Raw genomic sequence first — 18,661 nt, 5'->3', positions numbered from 1 at the left:
ATGTCGCGCCTGAACCACACCTTGCGCCTGGGCCTGAAAGAACTGACCAGCCTGCGCCATGACAGCGTACTGCTGCTGTTCCTGCTATATGCCTTCAGCGTGGCGATCTACATGCCGGCAGCCGGCTCGGTGATCGGCGTACACAACGCCAGCGTGGCGGTGGTGGATGAAGACCATAGCCTGCTCTCGCGCAAGCTCAGCGAAGCCCTGCAACCCCCCGAGTTCCAGCCAGCCGTGCCGCTGCCCCCGCAGCGCCTGGACCAGGCCATGGACAGCGGCCAGTACACCTTCGTCATCAACGTACCGGTGAACTTCCAGAGCGACCTGCTGGCCGGGCGCTCGCCGGAGCTGCAGATCAACGTCGACGCCACGGCCATGAGCCAGGCATTCATGGGCGCCGGCTACATCGGCCGCATCTTCGAGCGTGAGCTGCTCGACTACAGCCAGCGTGGCAACGTGCAAAGCCCGGTGCTGATCAACCCCAAGGCGCTGTTCAACCCCAACCTGGAGGGGGGCTGGTTTCTGGCAGTGATCCAGATCGTCAACAACATCACCATCCTGGCGATCATCCTCACCGGCACCGCGCTGCTGCGCGAGCGTGAGCACGGCACCCTCGACCACCTGCTGGTGCTGCCGTTGACCGCGCTGGAGATCATGCTGGCCAAGATCGGCAGCAACGCGCTGGTGGTGGTGATCTGCACCTGGATTTCGTTGGTGGTAGTAGTCAAAGGCGCACTGGGCGTGCCGCTGTCTGGCTCGATGGGGCTGTTCCTGGCTGTGACCGCGCTGTACCTGTTCGCCAGTACTGCGCTGGGCATTTTCCTCGCCACCCTGGCGCGCTCGACGCCGCAGTTCGGCCTGCTGGCGATCCCGGTGATCATCCCGATGCTGTTGCTGTCCGGCGGCAGCACACCACTGGACAGCATGCCGCAGTGGCTGCAGTGGGTGATGCAAGGGTCACCATCGACGCACTTTGTCAGCCTGAGTGCCGCAATCCTGTTCCGGGATGCCGGGTGGGCGGTGGTATGGCCGGATATCCTGGCGCTGACGCTGATCGGCCTGGTGTTCTTCAGCGTGGCCCTCGCGCGGTTCCGCCGTACCCTGGCGTCCTGAGCAAGGACGAGGGCCTGCACAATCCCCACGGGGCCGGACTGGCAACTATCAGCGGTTATTGCACAATCAGGTTGTTGAACAGCAGGTCCTCAACGATCGGCTTACCCTCTTCCGCCTCCAGCACCTGCTGCACCTGTTTCAGCGCCTCTTGGCGAAGATGCTCCTTGGCCTCGACGTTGCTCATGCTGTCCACCGTCTGCTGGGTGAACAGTGCCACCAGCTGGTTACGGATCAGCGGTTCGTGGTGTTTCACCGTCTTGGCCGCTTCATCACCCGTCACGCGCAGGGCCACGTCAGCCTTGTACACGCGCAGCCGCGGGCTGCCGTCGAGCGCATAGTTGCCAACAAAGGGCGGGCTCAGGCTGATGTAGGCGACCTTGGGCACCCCTTCCTTGGCTTCTTCGGCCATGGCCGCAGCCGGCAGCAGCAGCGCCAGCACCATCAAGATCCACGCTTTCACGAATTCGCTCCTCAATACAATTGGCGCCAGCTTACCCAGCACACCGCTCAAACCCAAGCCCGGGCTTATGCCGGCCCATCAGGGCGGGCCATGCTCGTTGACCTGCCAAGCGGCCCTCCTACACTTATCGGCCACTACCCGCAAAGGAATAGCCCCGATGAAAGCTGTGTTGTGCAAAACCCTGGGTCCAGCGCGCAACCTGGTGCTGGAAGAGGTGGCCAGCCCACTGCCGAAGAAAAACGAGATCCTGCTGGACGTGCAGGCTGCTGGGGTCAACTTCCCCGACACCTTGATCATCGAAGGCAAGTACCAGTTCCAGCCACCGCTGCCGTTCTCTCCAGGTGGCGAGGCAGCGGGCGTGGTGGCCGCCATCGGTGAAAAGGCCGGCGCGTTCCAGGTAGGCGACCGGGTCATGGCGCTCACCGGCTGGGGGGCGTTCGCCGAGCAAGTGGCGGTGCCGTTCTATAACGTTCTGCCGATCCCGGCGAGCATGGACTTCACCACCGCTGCGGCCTTCGGCATGACCTACGGCACCTCGATGCACGCCCTTCGCCAGCGCGGCCAGTTGCAAGCAGGCGAGACCCTGTTGGTACTGGGCGCTTCCGGTGGGGTCGGCCTGGCGGCGGTGGAGATCGGCAAGGCCATGGGCGCGCGGGTGATCGCGGCGGCCAGCAGTGCCGAGAAACTGGCCGTGGCCAAGGCTGCCGGGGCGGATGAGCTGATCGATTACAGCCAGGCCAACCTGCGCGAAGAAATCAAACGTCTGACCGGCGGCCAGGGCGTGGACGTGATCTACGACCCGGTCGGTGGCGAACTGTTCGAACAGGCGGTGCGCGGGTTGGCCTGGAATGGCAGGCTGCTGGTGGTGGGTTTTGCCAGCGGCAGCATTCCACAGCTGGCGGCCAACCTGGTGCTGCTCAAGGGCGCGGCGGTACTGGGCGTGTTCTGGGGGGCATTTGCCCAGCGCCAGCCGGAGGACAATGCCGCCAACTTCCGCCAGCTGTTTGCCTGGCATGCCGAGGGCAAGTTGAAGCCGCTGGTGTCGCAGACTTATCCACTGGCAGAAGCCGGGGCTGCTATCGAGACGCTGGGGCAACGGCAGGCTGTGGGTAAGTTGGTGGTGCTGGCCAGGTAAGGCAGTAGCGGCCTCTTCGCGGGTGAACACGCTCCTACAGGTAGGGAATATTGGACTGTAGGAGCGGGTTTACCCGCGAATACGGGGGTGGCGACAACGGTGAACGGCGGGTGGAGATTGGCCGGCAGGCCCGGCCCTTTCGCGGGTAAACCCGCTCCTACAGGCGACCGCGCAGGGTTTGCCGGCGAAGAGGCCGGAACAGGTTGCTCACACTTCGCGCAGATTGTGGCAACGCCTGAATCGCGCCTCCAGATTGCGATCGGGCATCTGGTGACTACGCAATGCATTCAAGGTCTGCTCGACATAGTCGCGCGTGGTGCCATAACGCCCCTTGGCACTGGCCAGGATCTGGCTGAGCAAGGTATCCGGCAAGTTGCCTGCATAGCACGGCAAATGCCGCTCCAGCACAAAGCCCAAGGCCTGCACCTTGCTACCATCGCCCAGGCGGCAGTGGAGCCAGTGCGGCCGGTAGGCCGGATACGGCATCTCGCGTTGCCACAGGGCCATCAGTGAGTCGTCCAGATTGCGCTCATCCAGCCGGTAGGCAAAACCGCTGCAGGAACCACCGCGGTCCAGGCCAAACACCAGGCCGGGGGTTTCCGGGGTGCCGCGATGTTCATGCGACCACAGGTACAAGCCACGGTGATAACCATGTACCCGCGCGCGCTGGCGCTCCACCGAATTGCACTCCGGACGCCAGATCAACGAGCCATAGGCAAACAGCCACACCGGGCCACCCTGATGCCTGGACATGGTTGTCTTCATGGAGCTGAACAACTGTTCGCGAGTATGTTGCTGACCGAAATCGAGAGCTGGAGGGTATGAAACTTCCCAAGACATACGTTCAAGAGCCGACATAAGCTGCCGCCATTATTCCTTTGAACTACGGAGGTAGCGAGATTCGATTACGCTGCGCCGCCAGGCCGCTGTACCAAGGGCGCTTGCAGTAACCATAGGCCAGAATTGCAGGAATACTCAAGCCCTTGAACACGCGTTTCGTGCACGGCTCCGACGACTGGGAAGTACTGTTTCAGCAACGGTGAAAGTTATTGGCGAAGGCGGTAATAATTACCGCCTTATACCCATACTTTCAAACTTTGGTTATTAACCGCGCGGCGCGTAGGCGAACACATCGGCACGCATGCGGTGCGCATCCATACCGGCTTCGACCAAAGCGTCGAGTGTGGCGTAGATCATGTTCGGTGAGCCGCTGGCATACACATGCACGCTATTGAGGTCGGCAATGTCTTCGCAGACCGCTTCATGCAGCATACCGCAACGGCCTTCCCAACCGCACAGGTCGCTGACCACTTGATGCAGGAACAGGTTGGGCAGGCGCTGCCACTCGTCCCAGTGCTCGATCTGGTAGAAGTCCTCAGGCCGGCGCACACCCCAGTACAGGTGCACCGGGTGCTTGAAGCCCTGGGCCCGGCAGTGCTCGACCAGGCTGTGCATCTGGCCCATGCCGGTGCCGGCGGCAATCAGCACCAGAGGCCCGTCGGGCAGTTCGGCCAGATGGGTATCGCCAAACGGCATTTCGATGCGTGCCAGGCCATCTCGCCTGAGCTGGTCGATCAGTTGCACCGCACTAGGCTCACGCGCCAGCACGTGCAATTCCAGTTCACGCCCGGCATGCGGCGCGGATGCCAGCGAGAAGGCCGCCTGCTTGCCGCCCTCACGTTCGATCATCAGGTATTGCCCTGCGTGGTAGCGCAGTGGCTTGCCGGCAGGCGCACGCAGGCGCACCCGCCAGACGTCGCCACCGACGTCGACGCACTCACTGACGCTGCACGCCAGCTTGCGCACTGGCAGCTCGCCCAAGGCAAGCACACCGTCCCAGAGCAACACGCAGTCCTCCAGCGGTTCGGCAATGCAGGTGAACAACTCGCCATGGTCGCGGACTTCGCCATCCTGGCGAACCCGGCCTTCAACCAACAATGCGGCGCAAACATGGCAATTGCCATTGCGGCAGCTGTTTGGGCAGTCATAGCCCAGCCGCCGTGCTCCATCCAGGATCCGTTCCCCGGGTTCAAGCGCCAGCACCGCCCCGGACGGCTGCAACGTTACCTGCATCAATCTATTCCCAACTGATCCCACAGCTCATCGATACGGCGGGTGACGGCCTCATCCTTGACGATGACCCGGCCCCATTCGCGTGTAGTCTCGCCCGGCCACTTGTGAGTAGCGTCCAGGCCCATCTTCGAACCCAGCCCCGATACCGGTGACGCAAAGTCCAGGTAGTCGATCGGGGTGTTGTCAATCATTACCGTATCACGCTTGGGGTCCATGCGCGTGGTAATGGCCCAGATCACATCGTTCCAGTCACGAGCGTTGATATCGTCATCGGTGACAATAACGAACTTGGTGTACATGAACTGTCGCAGGAACGACCACACACCCAGCATTACGCGCTTGGCGTGGCCTGGGTACTGTTTCTTCATGGTCACCACCGCCATGCGGTACGAACAGCCTTCCGGCGGCAGGTAGAAGTCGGTGATTTCCGGGAACTGCTTCTGCAGGATCGGCACGAAGACTTCGTTCAGCGCCACGCCGAGAATGGCCGGCTCATCGGGCGGCCGACCGGTGTAGGTGCTGTGGTAGATCGGTTTTTGCCGGTGGGTGATGCGCTCGACGGTGAACACCGGGAAGCTGTCCACTTCGTTGTAGTAGCCCGTGTGATCGCCGTACGGGCCTTCCGGGGCCATTTCGCCCGGGTGAATCACCCCCTCCAGGATGATCTCGGCGGTTGCCGGTACCTGCAGGTTGCTGCCACGGCACTTGACCAGCTCGGTGCGGTTGCCTCGCAGCAGGCCGGCGAAGGCGTACTCGGAAAGAGTGTCCGGCACCGGGGTCACGGCGCCGAGAATGGTCGCCGGGTCAGCGCCCAGCGCCACGGCGACCGGAAACGGCTGGCCGGGGTTCTTCTCGCACCACTCTCGGTAGTCGAGGGCGCCGCCACGGTGGCTGAGCCAGCGCATGATCACCTTGTTGCGGCCAATCACCTGCTGGCGATAGATGCCCAGGTTCTGACGGTCCTTGTTCGGGCCACGGGTAACGGTGAGGCCCCAGGTAATCAGCGGCGCCACGTCGCCAGGCCAGCAGTGCTGAATCGGCAGTGCGCCGAGGTCGACATCGTCACCCTCGACCACCACTTCCTGACACACCGCGTCCTTGACCACTTTTGGCGCCATCGACACGACCTTCTTGAAGATCGGCAGCTTCGACCAGGCGTCCTTCAGGCCCTTGGGCGGCTCGGGCTCCTTGAGGAAGGCCAGCAGCTTGCCGATTTCCCGCAGTTCGCTGACCGACTCGGCGCCCATGCCCATGGCCACCCGCTCCGGGGTACCAAACAGGTTGCCCAGCACGGGGATGTCGAAGCCGGTGGGCTTTTCGAACAGCAATGCCGGGCCCTTGGCGCGCAGGGTGCGGTCGCAGACCTCGGTCATTTCCAGGACGGGGGAGATCGGTACCTGGATGCGCTTGAGCTCACCGCGCTGTTCCAGGCCACGGATGAAGTCGCGCAAGTCGCGATACTGCATGCAGGAGCCTCGTGTTGGCCGTATCGGTCGGGGTGCAGAGTGTAGCGCCGTTCGAGGCCTGTTTGGGGGCAAAAATGCACTGGGGCCACCTTGCGCCCCTTCGCAGGCACGCCCGCCCCCACAAGGATTGTATTTAACCTGTGGGAGCGGGCGTGCCCGCGAAGGGCCGCAAGGCGGCCCCAATTACTGCCTGATCGGGAAGCTTACTTGCGCTTCATCGACAGGAAGAACTCATCGTTGGTCTTGGTCTGCTTGAGCTTGTCGACCAGGAACTCGATGGCAGCGATTTCGTCCATCGGGTGCAGCAGCTTGCGCAGAATCCACATACGCTGCAGTTCGTCGTCAGCGGTCAGCAACTCTTCGCGGCGGGTGCCGGAACGGTTGATGTTGATGGCCGGGAACACACGCTTCTCGGCGATGCGGCGGTCCAGCGGCAGCTCCATGTTGCCGGTGCCCTTGAACTCTTCGTAGATCACTTCGTCCATCTTCGAGCCGGTTTCAACCAGCGCAGTGGCGATAATGGTCAGCGAACCGCCTTCCTCGATGTTACGCGCAGCACCGAAGAAGCGCTTGGGCTTCTCGAGGGCGTGGGCGTCGACACCACCGGTCAGCACCTTGCCGGAGCTCGGGATCACGGTGTTGTAGGCACGTGCCAGTCGAGTGATCGAGTCCAGCAGGATAACCACATCCTTCTTGTGCTCGACCAGGCGTTTGGCCTTCTCGATCACCATCTCGGCAACCTGCACGTGGCGGGTTGGCGGCTCGTCGAAGGTGGAGGCAACCACTTCGCCACGCACGGTGCGCTGCATTTCGGTCACTTCTTCCGGGCGCTCGTCGATCAGCAGGACGATCAGGTGGCACTCGGGGTTGTTGCGGGTGATGTTGGCCGCAATGTTCTGCAGCATGATCGTCTTACCGGCTTTCGGCGGGGCAACGATCAGGCCGCGCTGGCCTTTGCCGATCGGGGCGCACAGGTCGATGACGCGACCGGTCAAGTCCTCGGTGGAGCCGTTACCGGCTTCCATCTTCAGGCGCTTGTTCGGGAACAGCGGCGTCAGGTTTTCGAACAGGATCTTGTTCTTCGCGTTTTCCGGGCGGTCGAAGTTGATGGTATCGACCTTCAGCAGGGCGAAGTAACGCTCCCCTTCCTTCGGTGGGCGGATCTTGCCGACGATGGTGTCGCCGGTACGCAGGTTGAAACGGCGGATCTGGCTGGGCGAGACATAGATATCGTCTGGGCCGGCCAGGTAGGACGCATCAGCCGAACGCAGGAAACCGAAACCATCCTGGAGAATCTCCAGCACGCCGTCACCCGAGATCTCTTCGCCGCTTTTCGCATGCTTCTTCAGCAGGGCGAAAATCACGTCCTGTTTGCGCGAACGGGCCATGTTTTCGATGCCCATCTGTTCGGCCATTTCCAAAAGATCGGTAATCGGCTTTTGCTTGAGTTCAGTCAGGTTCATAAGGGGAATGACGTAATCATGTAAGAAGGGAGAATTAAGCTTCTGGCTTAATGAGGCCGCGCCGCTGGATGGCGACAGGATCGCGTACTGATTCGAATTAGGGATGCTTCGGCGACGGCATGTAGAGGGCACTGGAAAAGCAGTGCGAGGCCGAATGTAACACTTGCTTTTTTCTGCGTCTAGTGCTCTGAAAAAGAAAAGCCCCGCATTTGCGGGGCCTATTCACATCACAGGTGGGCGTCGAGGAATGCGGCCAACTGCGATTTGGACAGTGCACCAACCTTGGTGGCCTCGACGTTGCCGTTCTTGAACAGCATCAGCGTCGGGATACCACGCACACCGTGCTTGGCCGGGGTTTCCTGGTTCTCGTCGATATTCAGCTTGGCGACGGTCAGTTTGCCCTCGTAGGTGGAAGCGATGTCGTCCAGAACCGGAGCGATCATCTTGCATGGACCGCACCATTCAGCCCAGTAGTCGACCAGTACCGCGCCTTCGGCCTTCAGGACATCGGCTTCGAAGGAGGCGTCGGTGACATGTTTGATCAGATCGCTGCTCATGGATATCTCCAGGGTCGTAAGCAAAAAACGTGGCCCATGATAGCCGCACCCACGCCGGACAGGAAGCCACGGACGATTGAGTGTAACTATAGTTGCGCAAGACGCCGCGAATCGAAACTGTCATATGGCCGTCATAGAATCGAATGGCACATTGCCTTGCATCAAGGCCAGTACAACGGCGGAGTGCCACGCGTTGGCGATAGCCTGCTATCGTGGCACGATTGCCAGGTTAACGACCGAGAACAACCAGATCATGCCGCATACCATCGCGAAGAACCTGTCCCTGATCGCCGCCATCGACCTTGGCTCCAACAGTTTTCACATGGTCGTGGCCAAGGCCCACCATACCGAAATCCGCATCCTTGAGCGGCTCGGCGAGAAGGTTCAGCTGGCCGCCGGCATCAACGAAGAGCGCATGCTCAATGAAGAGGCAATGGAAAGAGGCCTGGATTGCCTCAAGCGCTTTTCCCAGCTGATCAACGGCATGCCGGCAGGCTCCGTGCGTATCGTCGGTACCAATGCCTTGCGCGAAGCGCGCAACCGTAACGAATTCATCCAACGCGCCGAAGCCATCCTCGGCCACCCGGTGGAGGTCATCTCCGGCCGTGAAGAGGCGCGCCTGATCTACCTGGGCGTGTCACACACCCTGGCCGACACCCCCGGCAAGCGCCTGGTGGCCGACATCGGCGGCGGCAGTACCGAATTCATCATTGGCCAGCGCTTCGAGCCGCTGCTGCGCGAAAGCCTGCAGATGGGTTGCGTAAGCTTTACCCAGCGCTATTTCCGCGACGGCAAGATCACCCCGGCCCGCTATGCCCAGGCCTACACTGCCGCGCGCCTGGAACTGATGAGCATCGAAAATGCCCTGCACCGCCTGACCTGGGATGAGGCGATCGGCTCATCCGGCACCATTCGCGCCATCGGCGCCGCCATCAAGGCCGGCGGCCTGGGCAATGGCGAGGTCAACGCCGAAGGCCTGGCCTGGGTCAAACGCAAACTGTTCAAGCTGGGCGAGGTCGACAAGATCGACTTCGACGGCGTCAAGCCAGACCGCCGCACCATCTTCCCGGCTGGCCTGGCGATTCTCGAAGCGATCTTCGATGCCCTTGAACTGCACCGCATGGACCACTGCGACGGCGCCCTGCGCGAAGGCGTGCTGTTCGATCTGCTCGGCCGCCACCACCACGAAGACGTGCGCGAACGCACCCTGAACTCGCTGATGGAGCGCTATCACGTGGACCAGGGCCAGGCTGCGCGCGTCGAGCGCAAGGCGTTGCACGCATTCGACCAGGTGGCCGATGCTTGGGATCTGAAAGAAGGAAACTGGCGCGATCTACTGGGCTGGGCCGCGAAAGTGCACGAAATCGGGCTGGACATTGCCCATTATCACTACCACAAGCACGGCGCTTATCTGATCGAGCACTCGGACCTGTCGGGCTTTTCCCGGGAAGATCAGCAGATGATGGCCCTGCTGGTGCGCGGGCACCGCCGCAACATCCCCAAGGACCGTTATGCCGAACTGGGTGAGGAAGGGGTCAAGCTGCTGCGCCTGTGCGTGCTGCTGCGCTTTGCCATCCTGTTCCACCACATCCGCGGCACCCAGCAAATGCCAAAAGTAGAACTGCACGGCGGGGACAACAGCCTGGATGTCGCCTTCCCTGAGGGTTGGCTGGAACAGAACCAGCTGACCCAGGCCGACTTCGCCAACGAGGCGGAGTGGCTGGCCCGGGTCGGTTTCGTCCTCAGCGTACGTTGAGGACCGGGTTGCTCAGGCGCTCCAGCAGGGTCGCCTGAACGCTGCGCGGGTTCTGGTTGCCGGTCGGGGTGCTGCGCACGTAGCGCCCGTCTGGCTGCAAGGTCCAGGCGTGGGTATTGTCGGTCAGGTAGCCTTCCAGCTCCTTCTTCACACGCAGCAACAACTTCTTGCCTTCCACCGGGAAGCAAGTCTCGACACGCTTGTCGAGGTTGCGCTCCATCCAGTCGGCGCTGGACAGGTAGATCTGCTCTTCGCCGCCATTGAGGAAGTAGAACACCCGCGTGTGCTCGAGGAAGCGACCAATGATCGAGCGCACCTGGATGTTGTGCGAAACCCCCGGAATGCCAGGGCGCAGGCAGCACATGCCCCGCACCACCAAGTCGATTTTCACGCCCGACTGGCTGGCCTTGTACAGCGCCTTGATGACTTTGGCGTCGGTCAGCGAGTTGAACTTGGCGATGATGTGCGCCGGCTTGCCTTCGAGGGCAAACTGGGTTTCCCGCGCGATCATGTCGAGCATGCCCTTTTTCAGGGTGAACGGCGCATGCAGCAGCTTCTTCATGCGCAGGGTCTTGCCCATGCCGATCAACTGGCTGAACAGCTTGCCGACGTCCTCGGTGAGCGCATCGTCAGAGGTCAGCAGGCTGTAGTCGGTGTACAGGCGGGCGTTGCCGGCGTGGTAGTTACCGGTACCCAAGTGCGCATAACGCACGATCTCACCCTGCTCGCGGCGCAGAATCAGCATCATCTTGGCGTGGGTCTTGAACCCGACCACGCCGTAGATCACTACCGCACCGGCCGCTTGCAGGCGGCTGGCCATCTGCAGGTTGGACTCTTCGTCAAAACGCGCACGCAACTCGATCACCGCAGTGACCTCCTTGCCGTTACGCGCCGCATCCACCAGGGCGTCGACGATTTCCGAGTTAGCCCCCGAGCGGTACAGGGTCTGGCGCACGGCGAGCACGTGCGGGTCCTTGGCGGCCTGGCGCAGCAGGTCGACCACTGGCGTAAAGGACTCGAACGGGTGCATCAGCAGGATGTCCTGCTTGCTGATCACACTGAATATGTTATCGGCGTTCGCCAGCAGCTTGGGGATCGCCGGGGTGAAGGGTGTGTATTGCAGCTCCGGATGGCTGTCCAGGCCGGTGATGCTGAACAGGCGGGTGAGGTTGACCGGGCCATTGACCTGGTACAGCTCGCTTTCGCTCAGGCTGAACTGCTTCAACAGGTAGTCCGACAGGTGTTTCGGGCAGGTGTCGGCCACTTCCAGGCGCACGGCGTCACCGTAGCGGCGCGAGAACAGCTCACCGCGCAGCGCGCGAGCCAGGTCGTCGACCTCTTCAGAGTCCAGCGCCAGGTCGGCGTTACGCGTCAGACGGAACTGGTAGCAGCCCTTCACCTTCATGCCCTGGAACAGGTCGTCGGCGTGCGCGTGGATCATCGACGACAGGAACACGTAGTTTGCGCCCGGGCCGCCCACCTCTTCCGGCACGCGAATGACCCGCGGCAGCAGGCGTGGCGCCGGAATGATCGCCAGACCCGAGTCGCGACCGAAGGCATCCACCCCCTCGAGCTCGACTATGAAGTTGAGGCTCTTGTTCACCAGCAGCGGGAACGGGTGAGTCGGGTCAAGGCCAATCGGGGTAATGATCGGGGCAATTTCGTCGCGGAAATAGCGGCGTACCCAGGTCTTGAGCTTGGGTGTCCAGTAACGGCGGCGGATAAAGCGGATCTGGTGCTTTTCCAGCTCAGGCAACAGCACGTCGTTGAGGATCGCGTACTGGCGCTCTACCTCGATGTGCACCAGTTCGCTGATGCGCGCCAGCGCCTGGTGGGGCTGCAGGCCATCGGCTCCGGCCTGTTCACGGGCGAAGTTGATCTGCTTCTTCAGGCCGGCGACGCGAATCTCGAAGAACTCGTCGAGGTTACTGGAGAAGATCAACAGAAACTTGAGGCGTTCCAGCAGCGGGTAGCTCTCATCCAGTGCCTGCTCCAGCACCCGGATATTGAACTGCAGTTGCGAGAGTTCGCGATGAATGTACAGGCTGCTGTCGTCCAGGCCAGGGACGGTGATTGCCGGGGACGGCGCGGGCGCCGGAGCCACAGGCTCGACCACCTGCTCCGCTACAGGCTCGGCCGCCGGAGGCAGGTCTGGCGGGGTTTGCACCATCTCTTCTGGGAGCTCCTGAGCATCCTTGATCGCGACAGGGCTTAGCACTTCATTATTCATCTGGCGTTCCTGAGGACGTTAACGCCCTATCATCTATTGAGCGGCAAGATAAGCGCCCATTATGACGCCCGTGTGACACACATGGGCAAGCCGTGGCAAGGCCTCTGGCATTGTCTGCGCTGGAATTGTTCACGTCGAGACACATTTGGACACTTTCACGAACGCGCGCGAAGGGGTAGGCTGCGCGTTCATTTCGCCAGCACCTCAGAAAATGCTTCAACAATTCCTGCAGGATTTCGGCTACTTCGCCCTTTTTCTAGGCACCTTCTTTGAAGGCGAGACCATTCTGGTGCTTGCGGGTTTCCTTGCGTTCCGCGGTTACATGGATATCAATCTGGTGTGCCTGGTGGCCTTCTTCGGCAGCTACGCGGGCGACCAGTTGTGGTACTTCATGGGCCGACGCCACGGGCGCAGGATCCTGGCGCGCAAGCCGCGCTGGCAGGCAATGGGTGACCGCGCGCTGGACCACATCCGCCGCCATCCTGATATCTGGGTGCTGAGCTTCCGCTTTGTCTATGGTTTGCGCACGGTCATGCCGGTGGCCATAGGCCTGTCGGGTTACCCGCCACGCCGCTACCTGCTGCTGAACGGGATTGGCGCGGGCATCTGGGCAGTGGCCCTGGGCGTCGCGGCCTACCACTTCGGCGCCATCCTCGAAGGCTTGCTGGGCAACGTCAAGCGTTACGAGCTATGGGTGCTTGGTGGCCTGGTGGCGCTGGGCGGTCTGCTGTGGCTGCGCCGGCGCTTCCGCGCGTTGCGCGCGGAGCGCAGGGCGGCGAGCCAGGCCCAGCCCCCAGAGGCTGAGCAGGCTGTAGGCCACGAGCAGAAACCAGGCCAGCGGCACGACCACCGCTAAGCCCAAGGCGCCGGCCAGGTACAAGGCCGGCGCATTCAGAAACAGCCGCGCCAGCTCAAGGCGTGCAGACCAGGGCCGATTCTCCAGCAACGCGCCCAGCACGAACAAGCCAAACGCCATCAGTGACCAGCCGAGCACCAGCGCGGCAACCGGCACGCGCTCGGCCACGTCCATCAAGTAGCTGCCCAAGGCCACGTAGACCACGAACTGCGCGGCCACATAGGCTTGCTGCGCGCGCCCCAGGGCAATCTCGAACTTGCGAAATAACGCCAGGTCCTGCTTGGCCTGTGGGTAGCGTGCAGCCACATCGGCCGGGCGCCAGCCGGTAGGCATGAACCAGATACGCAGCTTGTCCCACAGGCTGGTGGTGCGCCGGGCGTCATGCCAGAGCTGGGCATAGAACTGCAGGTTGGCCCATAGCGGGTTCCAACTGGCCAGCGGCGTGGTCACCCCGAACACCACCGGCTCAGCCGTGTCCTCCTCCTTGAACGTGCCGAACAGACGGTCCCAGAAAATGAACACACCGCCGTAATTGCGATCCAAGTAAGCAGGGTTTTGCGCATGGTGGACGCGATGATTGGATGGCGTGATCAACACCCACTCAAGCCAGCCAAGTTTGGGGATATGCCGGGTATGCACCCAAAACTGATACAGCAGGTTGAGCGAGGCCACGGTGATGAACACCAGTGGCGGCACGCCCAGCAGCGCCAACGGCAGGTAGAACAGCCACGAGAAAATGAACCCGCTACTGGTCTGGCGCAGCGCCGTGGTGAGGTTGTACTCCTCGCTCTGGTGATGCACAGAGTGCGCAGCCCACAGCACGTTGCGCTCATGCCCCAGGCGGTGCAGCCAGTAGTAACAGAAGTCGTACAGGACAAAGGCCAGCAACCAGACCCACCATGCCTCTGCCGGCAATCGCAGCAGCGCCAGGTGCTCGAAGGCCAGGGCATAGGTGACCAGCCCTACGCCTTTGGTCAGCAGCCCGGTACTGGTCGACAGTACGCCGGTACTCAGGCTGTTGATCGAATCGGCCAAGGTGAAATTGCGCTGGCCACGCACACGATCGGCGACCAGTTCGACGGCTATCAGCACAAAAAAGAAAGGCACGGCCAGCAGTATCAGGTCCATGGGCGCGACCTCAGACGTTATCCACCAAGATTAGGCCGCACCCGCAGGAATCCCTATGGCGACATCTGCCAAACTAGAGGACATTTAGCGCCTCGACACTGGAGTAATGAGCATGACAAAAAAAGTAGCGGTGATTCTTTCCGGCTGTGGCGTGTATGACGGCGCCGAAATCCACGAAAGCGTGATCACCCTGCTGCGCCTCGACCAGCGCGGTGCGCAGGTGCAGTGCTTCGCGCCGAACATCGCACAGATGCATGTAATCAACCATCTGACCGGCGAAGAAATGCCCGAATCGCGCAATGTGCTGGTGGAGTCGGCGCGCATCGCCCGCGGCGAGGTCAAGGATATCCGTGAGGCCAAGGCCGAAGACTTCGATGCGCTGATCGTACCGGGCGGTTTCGGGGCAGCAAAAAATCTGTCCAACTTTGCCGTGGAAGGCGCCAACTGCAGCGTGAACCCAGACGTGCTGGCCTTGGCCGAAGCCTTTGCCGACGCCTGCAAACCCGTTGGCCTGATCTGCATCTCGCCGGCGCTGGCGGCGAAGATCTATGGGCCGGGCGTGGTCTGCACCATCGGGAGCGATGCCGGCACTGCGGCGGCTGTCGAGAAGATGGGCGGCACCCATGAAGAATGCGATGTACACGACATTGTCGAAGACACCCAGCGCAAGCTCGTGACTACCCCGGCGTACATGGAGGCCAAGTCGATCAGCGAGGCGGCGGGCGGAATCTACAAGCTGGTGGACCGAGTGCTGGAGCTGACGCACGAGTAAGCGACTGCGTTGGCTTCTTCGCGGGCATGCCCGCTCCCACAGGTCCTGTAGGAGCGGGTTTACCCGCGAACACCGGCAGAGCCGGTGCCATCCACCGCGCTACGCTGGGCTGTCGCCTACAGGAACCATGTCAGCGCTCAGCTTTTCGAGAGCCGGGCAATGATCCGGTCCAATGCATTGGCAAACGCCTGCTTCTCGCACTCCCCATAAGCCGCCTGTCCGCCCCCCACCTGGCCCTGCTCACGCAGCTCGGTGAACAGGTTGCGCGCCGCCAGGCGGTCGCCCATGTTGCGCTCGTCGAACTCACGTCCACGCGGGTCCAGTGCGGCTACACCCTTTTTCACCAGGCGGTCAGCCAGCGGTACGTCACTGCAGATCACCAGCTCGCCAGGCACGGCGTGCTCCACAATGTAATCATCGGCCGCATCCATGCCGCTGGGCACCACGATCAGGCGCACGATCGCGAACGCCGGCTTGGCCACAGCCTGCCCCGCCACCATCACCACCTCGAACTTGCGCTTGAGGGCGAACTTGACGATCAGATCCTTGGCCGCCTTGGGGCAGGCATCGGCATCGATCCATACACGCATTGGACACTCTCTACATGAACTCAATGCGCCCATCATGCCTGAAGTGCAGCGAAAGCTGGAGCAGGCCGGCGCTGGAAAAATGGCGCCAAAATTTCATTTACCGCTTATCCGACCCCGCCACTCAGGCTAAACTCGCCACAGCTTCAATGGCCTGCCCGAGCGCGCAATGAACCACCCTCACGAAATCCGCCCTGACCTGGACGAAGGCATCGACCGCAAGGTCCTGGCGACATTGCGTGCGCGCTTCCTGCATCTCAACCAGGGCCGACTGCAGCGAGCAAAGGAGGGCCTGTCAACGCGCCAGCAACAGGTACTGTCGTTGCTGCCGCTGCTGTTTCACGTGAACCACCCGTTATTGCCGGGTTACGTCTCCGGCAGCACACCCGCGGGCGTATCGGCTTACGAGCCAAGCGCCGAGCTGGTGGCAGATGCCCAACGCCTGGCCCGCTCGTTCACCTACAAGGCCCAGCATGGCAACCCGCCACGCCCAATCCACGGCCTGTTCCTGATGGGCAGCCTGGGCTCGCTGGCGCAGGCCGAGCACAGCGACATGGACCTGTGGGTGTGCCATGCACCCGGCTTGCCCGAACAGCTGCTGGGTGAGCTGCGCCGCAAGTGCCAGCTGCTGGAGGTCTGGGCGGCAAGCCTGGGGGCCGAAGCACACTTTTTCCTGATCGATACACAGGGCTTCGCCCAAGGTCAGCGCGATGGCCAGCTCGGCTCCGACGACTGCGGCACCACCCAGCACTACCTGCTGCTGGATGAGTTCTACCGCACCACCCTGTGGCTGGCCGGGCGCACGCCGCTGTGGTGGCTGGTACCTGTGTACGAGGAGCACAACTACTACAGCTACACCCAGACCTTGCTGTCCAAACGCTTCATCCGCAGCCAGGACGCCCTAGACCTTGGCAACCTGGCGCACATTCCGCCCGGTGAGTTCGTCGGCGCGGGCCTGTGGCAATTGTTCAAAGGCATCGACTCGCCCTACAAATCGCTGCTCAAACTGCTACTGACCGAAGCCTACGCCAGCGAACACCCTGCGGTGCGCTGCCTGAGCCTGGACTACAAGCAGGCAGTGTTTGCCAACCAGCTCGACCTCGACGAGCTGGACCCCTACGTGATGGTCTACCGGCGCATCGAACGTTACCTGCTGCAACGCGGCGAACCCGCGCGCCTGGAGCTGGTAAGGCGCAGCCTGTACCTGAAGGTGAACAAGAAGCTCAGCGCCCAAGGCCGCAGCCAAGGCTGGCAACGCCGGCTGCTGCAGCGCCTGGCCGACGAGTGGGGCTGGGACCAGCGCCAGCTGGCCCTGCTGGACAGCCGCAGCCAATGGAAAGTGCAGCAGGTTGCCGTCGAGCGCCGCGAACTGGTGGCCGAGCTTAACCTCAGTTATCGCTTCCTCAGCCAGTTCGCCCGCACCCAGAACGCGAGCAGCCGCGCTGACCAGCGCGACCTCAATGTGTTGGGCCGGCGCCTGTACGCAGCCTTCGAGCGCCGCGCCGGCAAGGTCGAAGTGATCAACCCCGGCATCGCCCCTGACCTCGCCGAAAGCACCCTGACGCTGGTTCAGGCACCCAACCGCAAGGAGCCGGGCAGCTACCACTGGGAGCTGTACAGCGGCAACCTGAACACCCACGAGGTGCAGCACTTCAGCCCGATCAAGCGCTGCCGTGAGCTACTCGAACTGCTGACCTGGGCCCATCGCAACGGGGTCATCGACAACAGCACCCGCCTGGCGCTGCATCCAGGGGTCAGCGACCTCGGGGAATTCGAGCTGTTCAACCTGCTGGGCTGTCTGCGGCAAAGTATCACCCTGCCCTTGCCCACCGTCAGCGAAGTGCGCCTGTTGCAGCCCAGCGTTGCCGATGAGGTGTTGTTGCTGGTCAACGTCGGCGTCGACCCGCTGCGCCACCACCGCGACCTGAACGTTTTGATGACCACAGAGCGCACTGATTCGTTGAGCTACGCTGGCGTACGCGAAAACCTGGTGCTGACCCTGGACCAGGTCACCGTCAACAGCTGGAACGAGGTGCTGGTCCAGCGCTATGACGGCGAACACGCGCTGGTGCGCTGCCTGCGCGACTTCCTCAACAGCCCGGCGCAGCGCGGCCACCGGCCACGGGTGCGAGTACGCTGCTTCTGCCAAAGCCGTGCCCAGCCTATCGGCCAGCGCGTAGAGGAAATTTTCGACACCGCGCAGCTGCTGCGGGATCAAGGGCTACACCACCGCTACCTGTTGCAGGTGGCCCAACACACCCATGTGCTGGAGCTGCTGCCCGAGCATGTCAGCCTGACGACCCTGGCCGAGCATGAGGCGCTACTGGCCTACCTGGGCGAAGAGCGCAGCGCCTACAGCCCGCTGTACCTGGATGCCAATGCGCTGCAGGACCACGACCTGCGCCTGGTGCTGGAGCAAGGCCGACCAGCCTGCATTCAGGTGTTCTACCGCCTGCAGGGCGGCTGGGCCGACGTGTATGTGCTGGATGAATACAACGCATTGTGGCAACAACGCCTGCCGCTGCATGACGAAGCGCATCTGTTGTTGCCACTGCAGCGCTTTCTGCGCTCGGTGGTGATGCGCCGCGATGCACGCCTGCCCCTCGATAGCCTGCGGCCGGCCTCGCTGGATATCCACTTCGCGCAGCTGTTGCCCACCGGCCCAGGCAAGGCACGCAGCATCGAGCCGCGCCTGGCCCCGGCCGAGGGCAGCGACCAGCCTTACTATGAGGTACAGGCGATTATCCAGGCCGGTGTAGCGGGTGTGGCGCATGTGACGCTGTACTGCGACCAGCAGGAGTTTTCCGAGCTGGAACATGGTGAGCAGCTGTATGCGGTGGTGGCCCGGCAGATCATCGGTCAGCGCCGTGGTGCAGCGCAGTACCGGTGCTATATCACCGACCTGGATTTGTCCGAGCTGCTGGATGACCGCCTGGGGGCAACGCAGGTATACCTGAGCTACAAACGGGTGCTGGAGCAGGCTTTGAATGAGGGGCTGGAGCAGGTTTTGGCGGAAGGCGCCTGAACTCGCAGCACAAGATGGAACAGCCTTGTGCTGCAAATGG

14 protein-coding genes and 1 pseudogene are annotated in these 18,661 nt (G+C 62.3%); 6 read left to right on the top strand and 9 right to left on the bottom strand.

Features of this window, described 5'->3' with window-relative positions:
* The gene (locus tag ACF8RA_RS02600) at nucleotides 1–1,113 is read left to right on the top strand and encodes an ABC transporter permease (protein WP_101196396.1); all 1,113 of its coding nucleotides are present in this window, start codon (nucleotides 1–3) and stop codon (nucleotides 1,111–1,113) included.
* Between the two features lie 55 nt (nucleotides 1,114–1,168).
* On the opposite strand, the gene ACF8RA_RS02595 is transcribed toward ACF8RA_RS02600, so the two are convergent.
* On the bottom strand, nucleotides 1,169–1,573 hold the full coding sequence (locus ACF8RA_RS02595; protein ID WP_003253671.1) for a flagellar basal body-associated protein FliL: 405 nt from the start codon (nucleotides 1,571–1,573) through the stop codon (nucleotides 1,169–1,171).
* 157 nt (nucleotides 1,574–1,730) lie between these two features.
* Between ACF8RA_RS02595 and ACF8RA_RS02590 the strand changes: the two genes are divergently transcribed.
* Entirely contained in the window at nucleotides 1,731–2,708 is a 978-nt protein-coding gene (locus ACF8RA_RS02590; protein ID WP_392518757.1) for an NADPH:quinone oxidoreductase family protein, read from the top strand.
* A 207-nt stretch (nucleotides 2,709–2,915) separates the two neighbouring features.
* Here the strand turns inward: ACF8RA_RS02590 and ACF8RA_RS02585 are convergent, their stop codons facing one another.
* The 5 genes from ACF8RA_RS02585 to trxA all read right to left on the bottom strand — a co-directional run bounded on the left by ACF8RA_RS02585 (nucleotide 2,916) and on the right by trxA (nucleotide 8,267).
* A complete protein-coding gene (locus tag ACF8RA_RS02585; RefSeq protein WP_176682832.1) occupies nucleotides 2,916–3,566 on the bottom strand; it encodes a gamma-glutamylcyclotransferase in 651 nt (216 codons plus the stop codon).
* A 246-nt stretch (nucleotides 3,567–3,812) separates the two neighbouring features.
* Entirely contained in the window at nucleotides 3,813–4,781 is a 969-nt protein-coding gene (locus ACF8RA_RS02580; protein WP_010955736.1) for a CDP-6-deoxy-delta-3,4-glucoseen reductase, read from the bottom strand.
* Nucleotides 4,781–6,247, bottom strand: coding sequence for a 4-hydroxy-3-polyprenylbenzoate decarboxylase (gene ubiD, locus ACF8RA_RS02575; protein ID WP_020192776.1), 1,467 nt, complete (start codon nucleotides 6,245–6,247; stop codon nucleotides 4,781–4,783). Before ubiD ends, ACF8RA_RS02580 begins: the two co-directional genes overlap by 1 nt.
* Before the next feature lie 203 nt (nucleotides 6,248–6,450).
* Entirely contained in the window at nucleotides 6,451–7,710 is a 1,260-nt protein-coding gene (gene rho / locus ACF8RA_RS02570) for a transcription termination factor Rho (protein ID WP_003253661.1), read from the bottom strand.
* 227 nt (nucleotides 7,711–7,937) lie between these two features.
* Nucleotides 7,938–8,267 carry a thioredoxin TrxA gene (trxA, locus tag ACF8RA_RS02565; protein ID WP_003253660.1) on the bottom strand — a complete coding sequence of 110 codons (330 nt, stop codon included), beginning with the start codon at nucleotides 8,265–8,267 and terminating at the stop codon, nucleotides 7,938–7,940.
* A gap of 253 nt (nucleotides 8,268–8,520) precedes the next feature.
* Here trxA and ppx point away from each other — a divergent pair, with 253 nt between their 5' ends.
* Nucleotides 8,521–10,023 carry an exopolyphosphatase gene (gene ppx / locus ACF8RA_RS02560; RefSeq protein WP_392518755.1) on the top strand — a complete coding sequence of 501 codons (1,503 nt, stop codon included), beginning with the start codon at nucleotides 8,521–8,523 and terminating at the stop codon, nucleotides 10,021–10,023.
* Here ppx and ppk1 read toward each other — a convergent pair.
* Nucleotides 10,010–12,253 carry a polyphosphate kinase 1 gene (gene ppk1, locus ACF8RA_RS02555; protein WP_101196400.1) on the bottom strand — a complete coding sequence of 748 codons (2,244 nt, stop codon included), beginning with the start codon at nucleotides 12,251–12,253 and terminating at the stop codon, nucleotides 10,010–10,012. The genes ppx and ppk1 overlap by 14 nt on opposite strands.
* A 211-nt stretch (nucleotides 12,254–12,464) precedes the next feature.
* Between ppk1 and ACF8RA_RS02550 the strand changes: the two genes are divergently transcribed.
* Nucleotides 12,465–13,109: a DedA family protein gene (locus tag ACF8RA_RS02550; protein WP_176682836.1), complete on the top strand. Its 645-nt coding sequence runs from the start codon at nucleotides 12,465–12,467 to the stop codon at nucleotides 13,107–13,109.
* 501 nt (nucleotides 13,110–13,610) lie between these two features.
* Here the strand turns inward: ACF8RA_RS02550 and ACF8RA_RS02545 are convergent.
* A pseudogene (locus tag ACF8RA_RS02545) lies at nucleotides 13,611–14,237 on the bottom strand (sterol desaturase family protein); the annotation flags it as partial.
* A gap of 112 nt (nucleotides 14,238–14,349) precedes the next feature.
* On the opposite strand from ACF8RA_RS02545, the gene elbB reads away from it, so the two are divergent.
* Nucleotides 14,350–15,009, top strand: coding sequence for an isoprenoid biosynthesis glyoxalase ElbB (elbB, locus tag ACF8RA_RS02540; protein ID WP_017148021.1), 660 nt, complete (start codon nucleotides 14,350–14,352; stop codon nucleotides 15,007–15,009).
* A 137-nt stretch (nucleotides 15,010–15,146) separates the two neighbouring features.
* Here the strand turns inward: elbB and ACF8RA_RS02535 are convergent, their stop codons facing one another.
* Nucleotides 15,147–15,599 (bottom strand): YaiI/YqxD family protein, encoded by a 453-nt coding sequence (locus ACF8RA_RS02535; RefSeq protein WP_392518753.1) that lies wholly within the window; start codon nucleotides 15,597–15,599, stop codon nucleotides 15,147–15,149.
* A 166-nt stretch (nucleotides 15,600–15,765) separates the two neighbouring features.
* On the opposite strand from ACF8RA_RS02535, the gene ACF8RA_RS02530 reads away from it, so the two are divergent.
* A complete protein-coding gene (locus tag ACF8RA_RS02530; protein ID WP_392515474.1) occupies nucleotides 15,766–18,621 on the top strand; it encodes a class I adenylate cyclase in 2,856 nt (951 codons plus the stop codon).
* Nucleotides 18,622–18,661: the final 40 nt, after the last annotated feature.

It is taken from the genome of Pseudomonas sp. FYR_5, from assembly GCF_043106315.1.
In the GTDB taxonomy this organism is placed as follows: domain Bacteria; phylum Pseudomonadota; class Gammaproteobacteria; order Pseudomonadales; family Pseudomonadaceae; genus Aquipseudomonas; species Aquipseudomonas putida_Y.
Note: the sequence above shows the minus strand (reverse complement) of the source record. Positions and strands in the feature narration are given on the sequence as shown.

What these genes read in the sequence shown, in the direction of transcription:
- ACF8RA_RS02600 (WP_101196396.1), top strand. Translation starts at nt 1, where the DNA reads ATGTCGCGCCTGAACCACACCTTGCGCCTGGGCCTGAAAGAACTGACC.
- ACF8RA_RS02590 (WP_392518757.1), top strand. Translation starts at nt 1,731, where the DNA reads ATGAAAGCTGTGTTGTGCAAAACCCTGGGTCCAGCGCGCAACCTGGTG.
- ACF8RA_RS02585 (WP_176682832.1), bottom strand. Translation starts at nt 3,566, where the DNA reads ATGTCGGCTCTTGAACGTATGTCTTGGGAAGTTTCATACCCTCCAGCT.
- ACF8RA_RS02580 (WP_010955736.1), bottom strand. Translation starts at nt 4,781, where the DNA reads ATGCAGGTAACGTTGCAGCCGTCCGGGGCGGTGCTGGCGCTTGAACCC.
- ubiD (WP_020192776.1), bottom strand. Translation starts at nt 6,247, where the DNA reads ATGCAGTATCGCGACTTGCGCGACTTCATCCGTGGCCTGGAACAGCGC.
- rho (WP_003253661.1), bottom strand. Translation starts at nt 7,710, where the DNA reads ATGAACCTGACTGAACTCAAGCAAAAGCCGATTACCGATCTTTTGGAA.
- trxA (WP_003253660.1), bottom strand. Translation starts at nt 8,267, where the DNA reads ATGAGCAGCGATCTGATCAAACATGTCACCGACGCCTCCTTCGAAGCC.
- ppx (WP_392518755.1), top strand. Translation starts at nt 8,521, where the DNA reads ATGCCGCATACCATCGCGAAGAACCTGTCCCTGATCGCCGCCATCGAC.
- ppk1 (WP_101196400.1), bottom strand. Translation starts at nt 12,253, where the DNA reads ATGAATAATGAAGTGCTAAGCCCTGTCGCGATCAAGGATGCTCAGGAG.
- ACF8RA_RS02550 (WP_176682836.1), top strand. Translation starts at nt 12,465, where the DNA reads ATGCTTCAACAATTCCTGCAGGATTTCGGCTACTTCGCCCTTTTTCTA.
- elbB (WP_017148021.1), top strand. Translation starts at nt 14,350, where the DNA reads ATGACAAAAAAAGTAGCGGTGATTCTTTCCGGCTGTGGCGTGTATGAC.
- ACF8RA_RS02535 (WP_392518753.1), bottom strand. Translation starts at nt 15,599, where the DNA reads ATGCGTGTATGGATCGATGCCGATGCCTGCCCCAAGGCGGCCAAGGAT.
- ACF8RA_RS02530 (WP_392515474.1), top strand. Translation starts at nt 15,766, where the DNA reads ATGAACCACCCTCACGAAATCCGCCCTGACCTGGACGAAGGCATCGAC.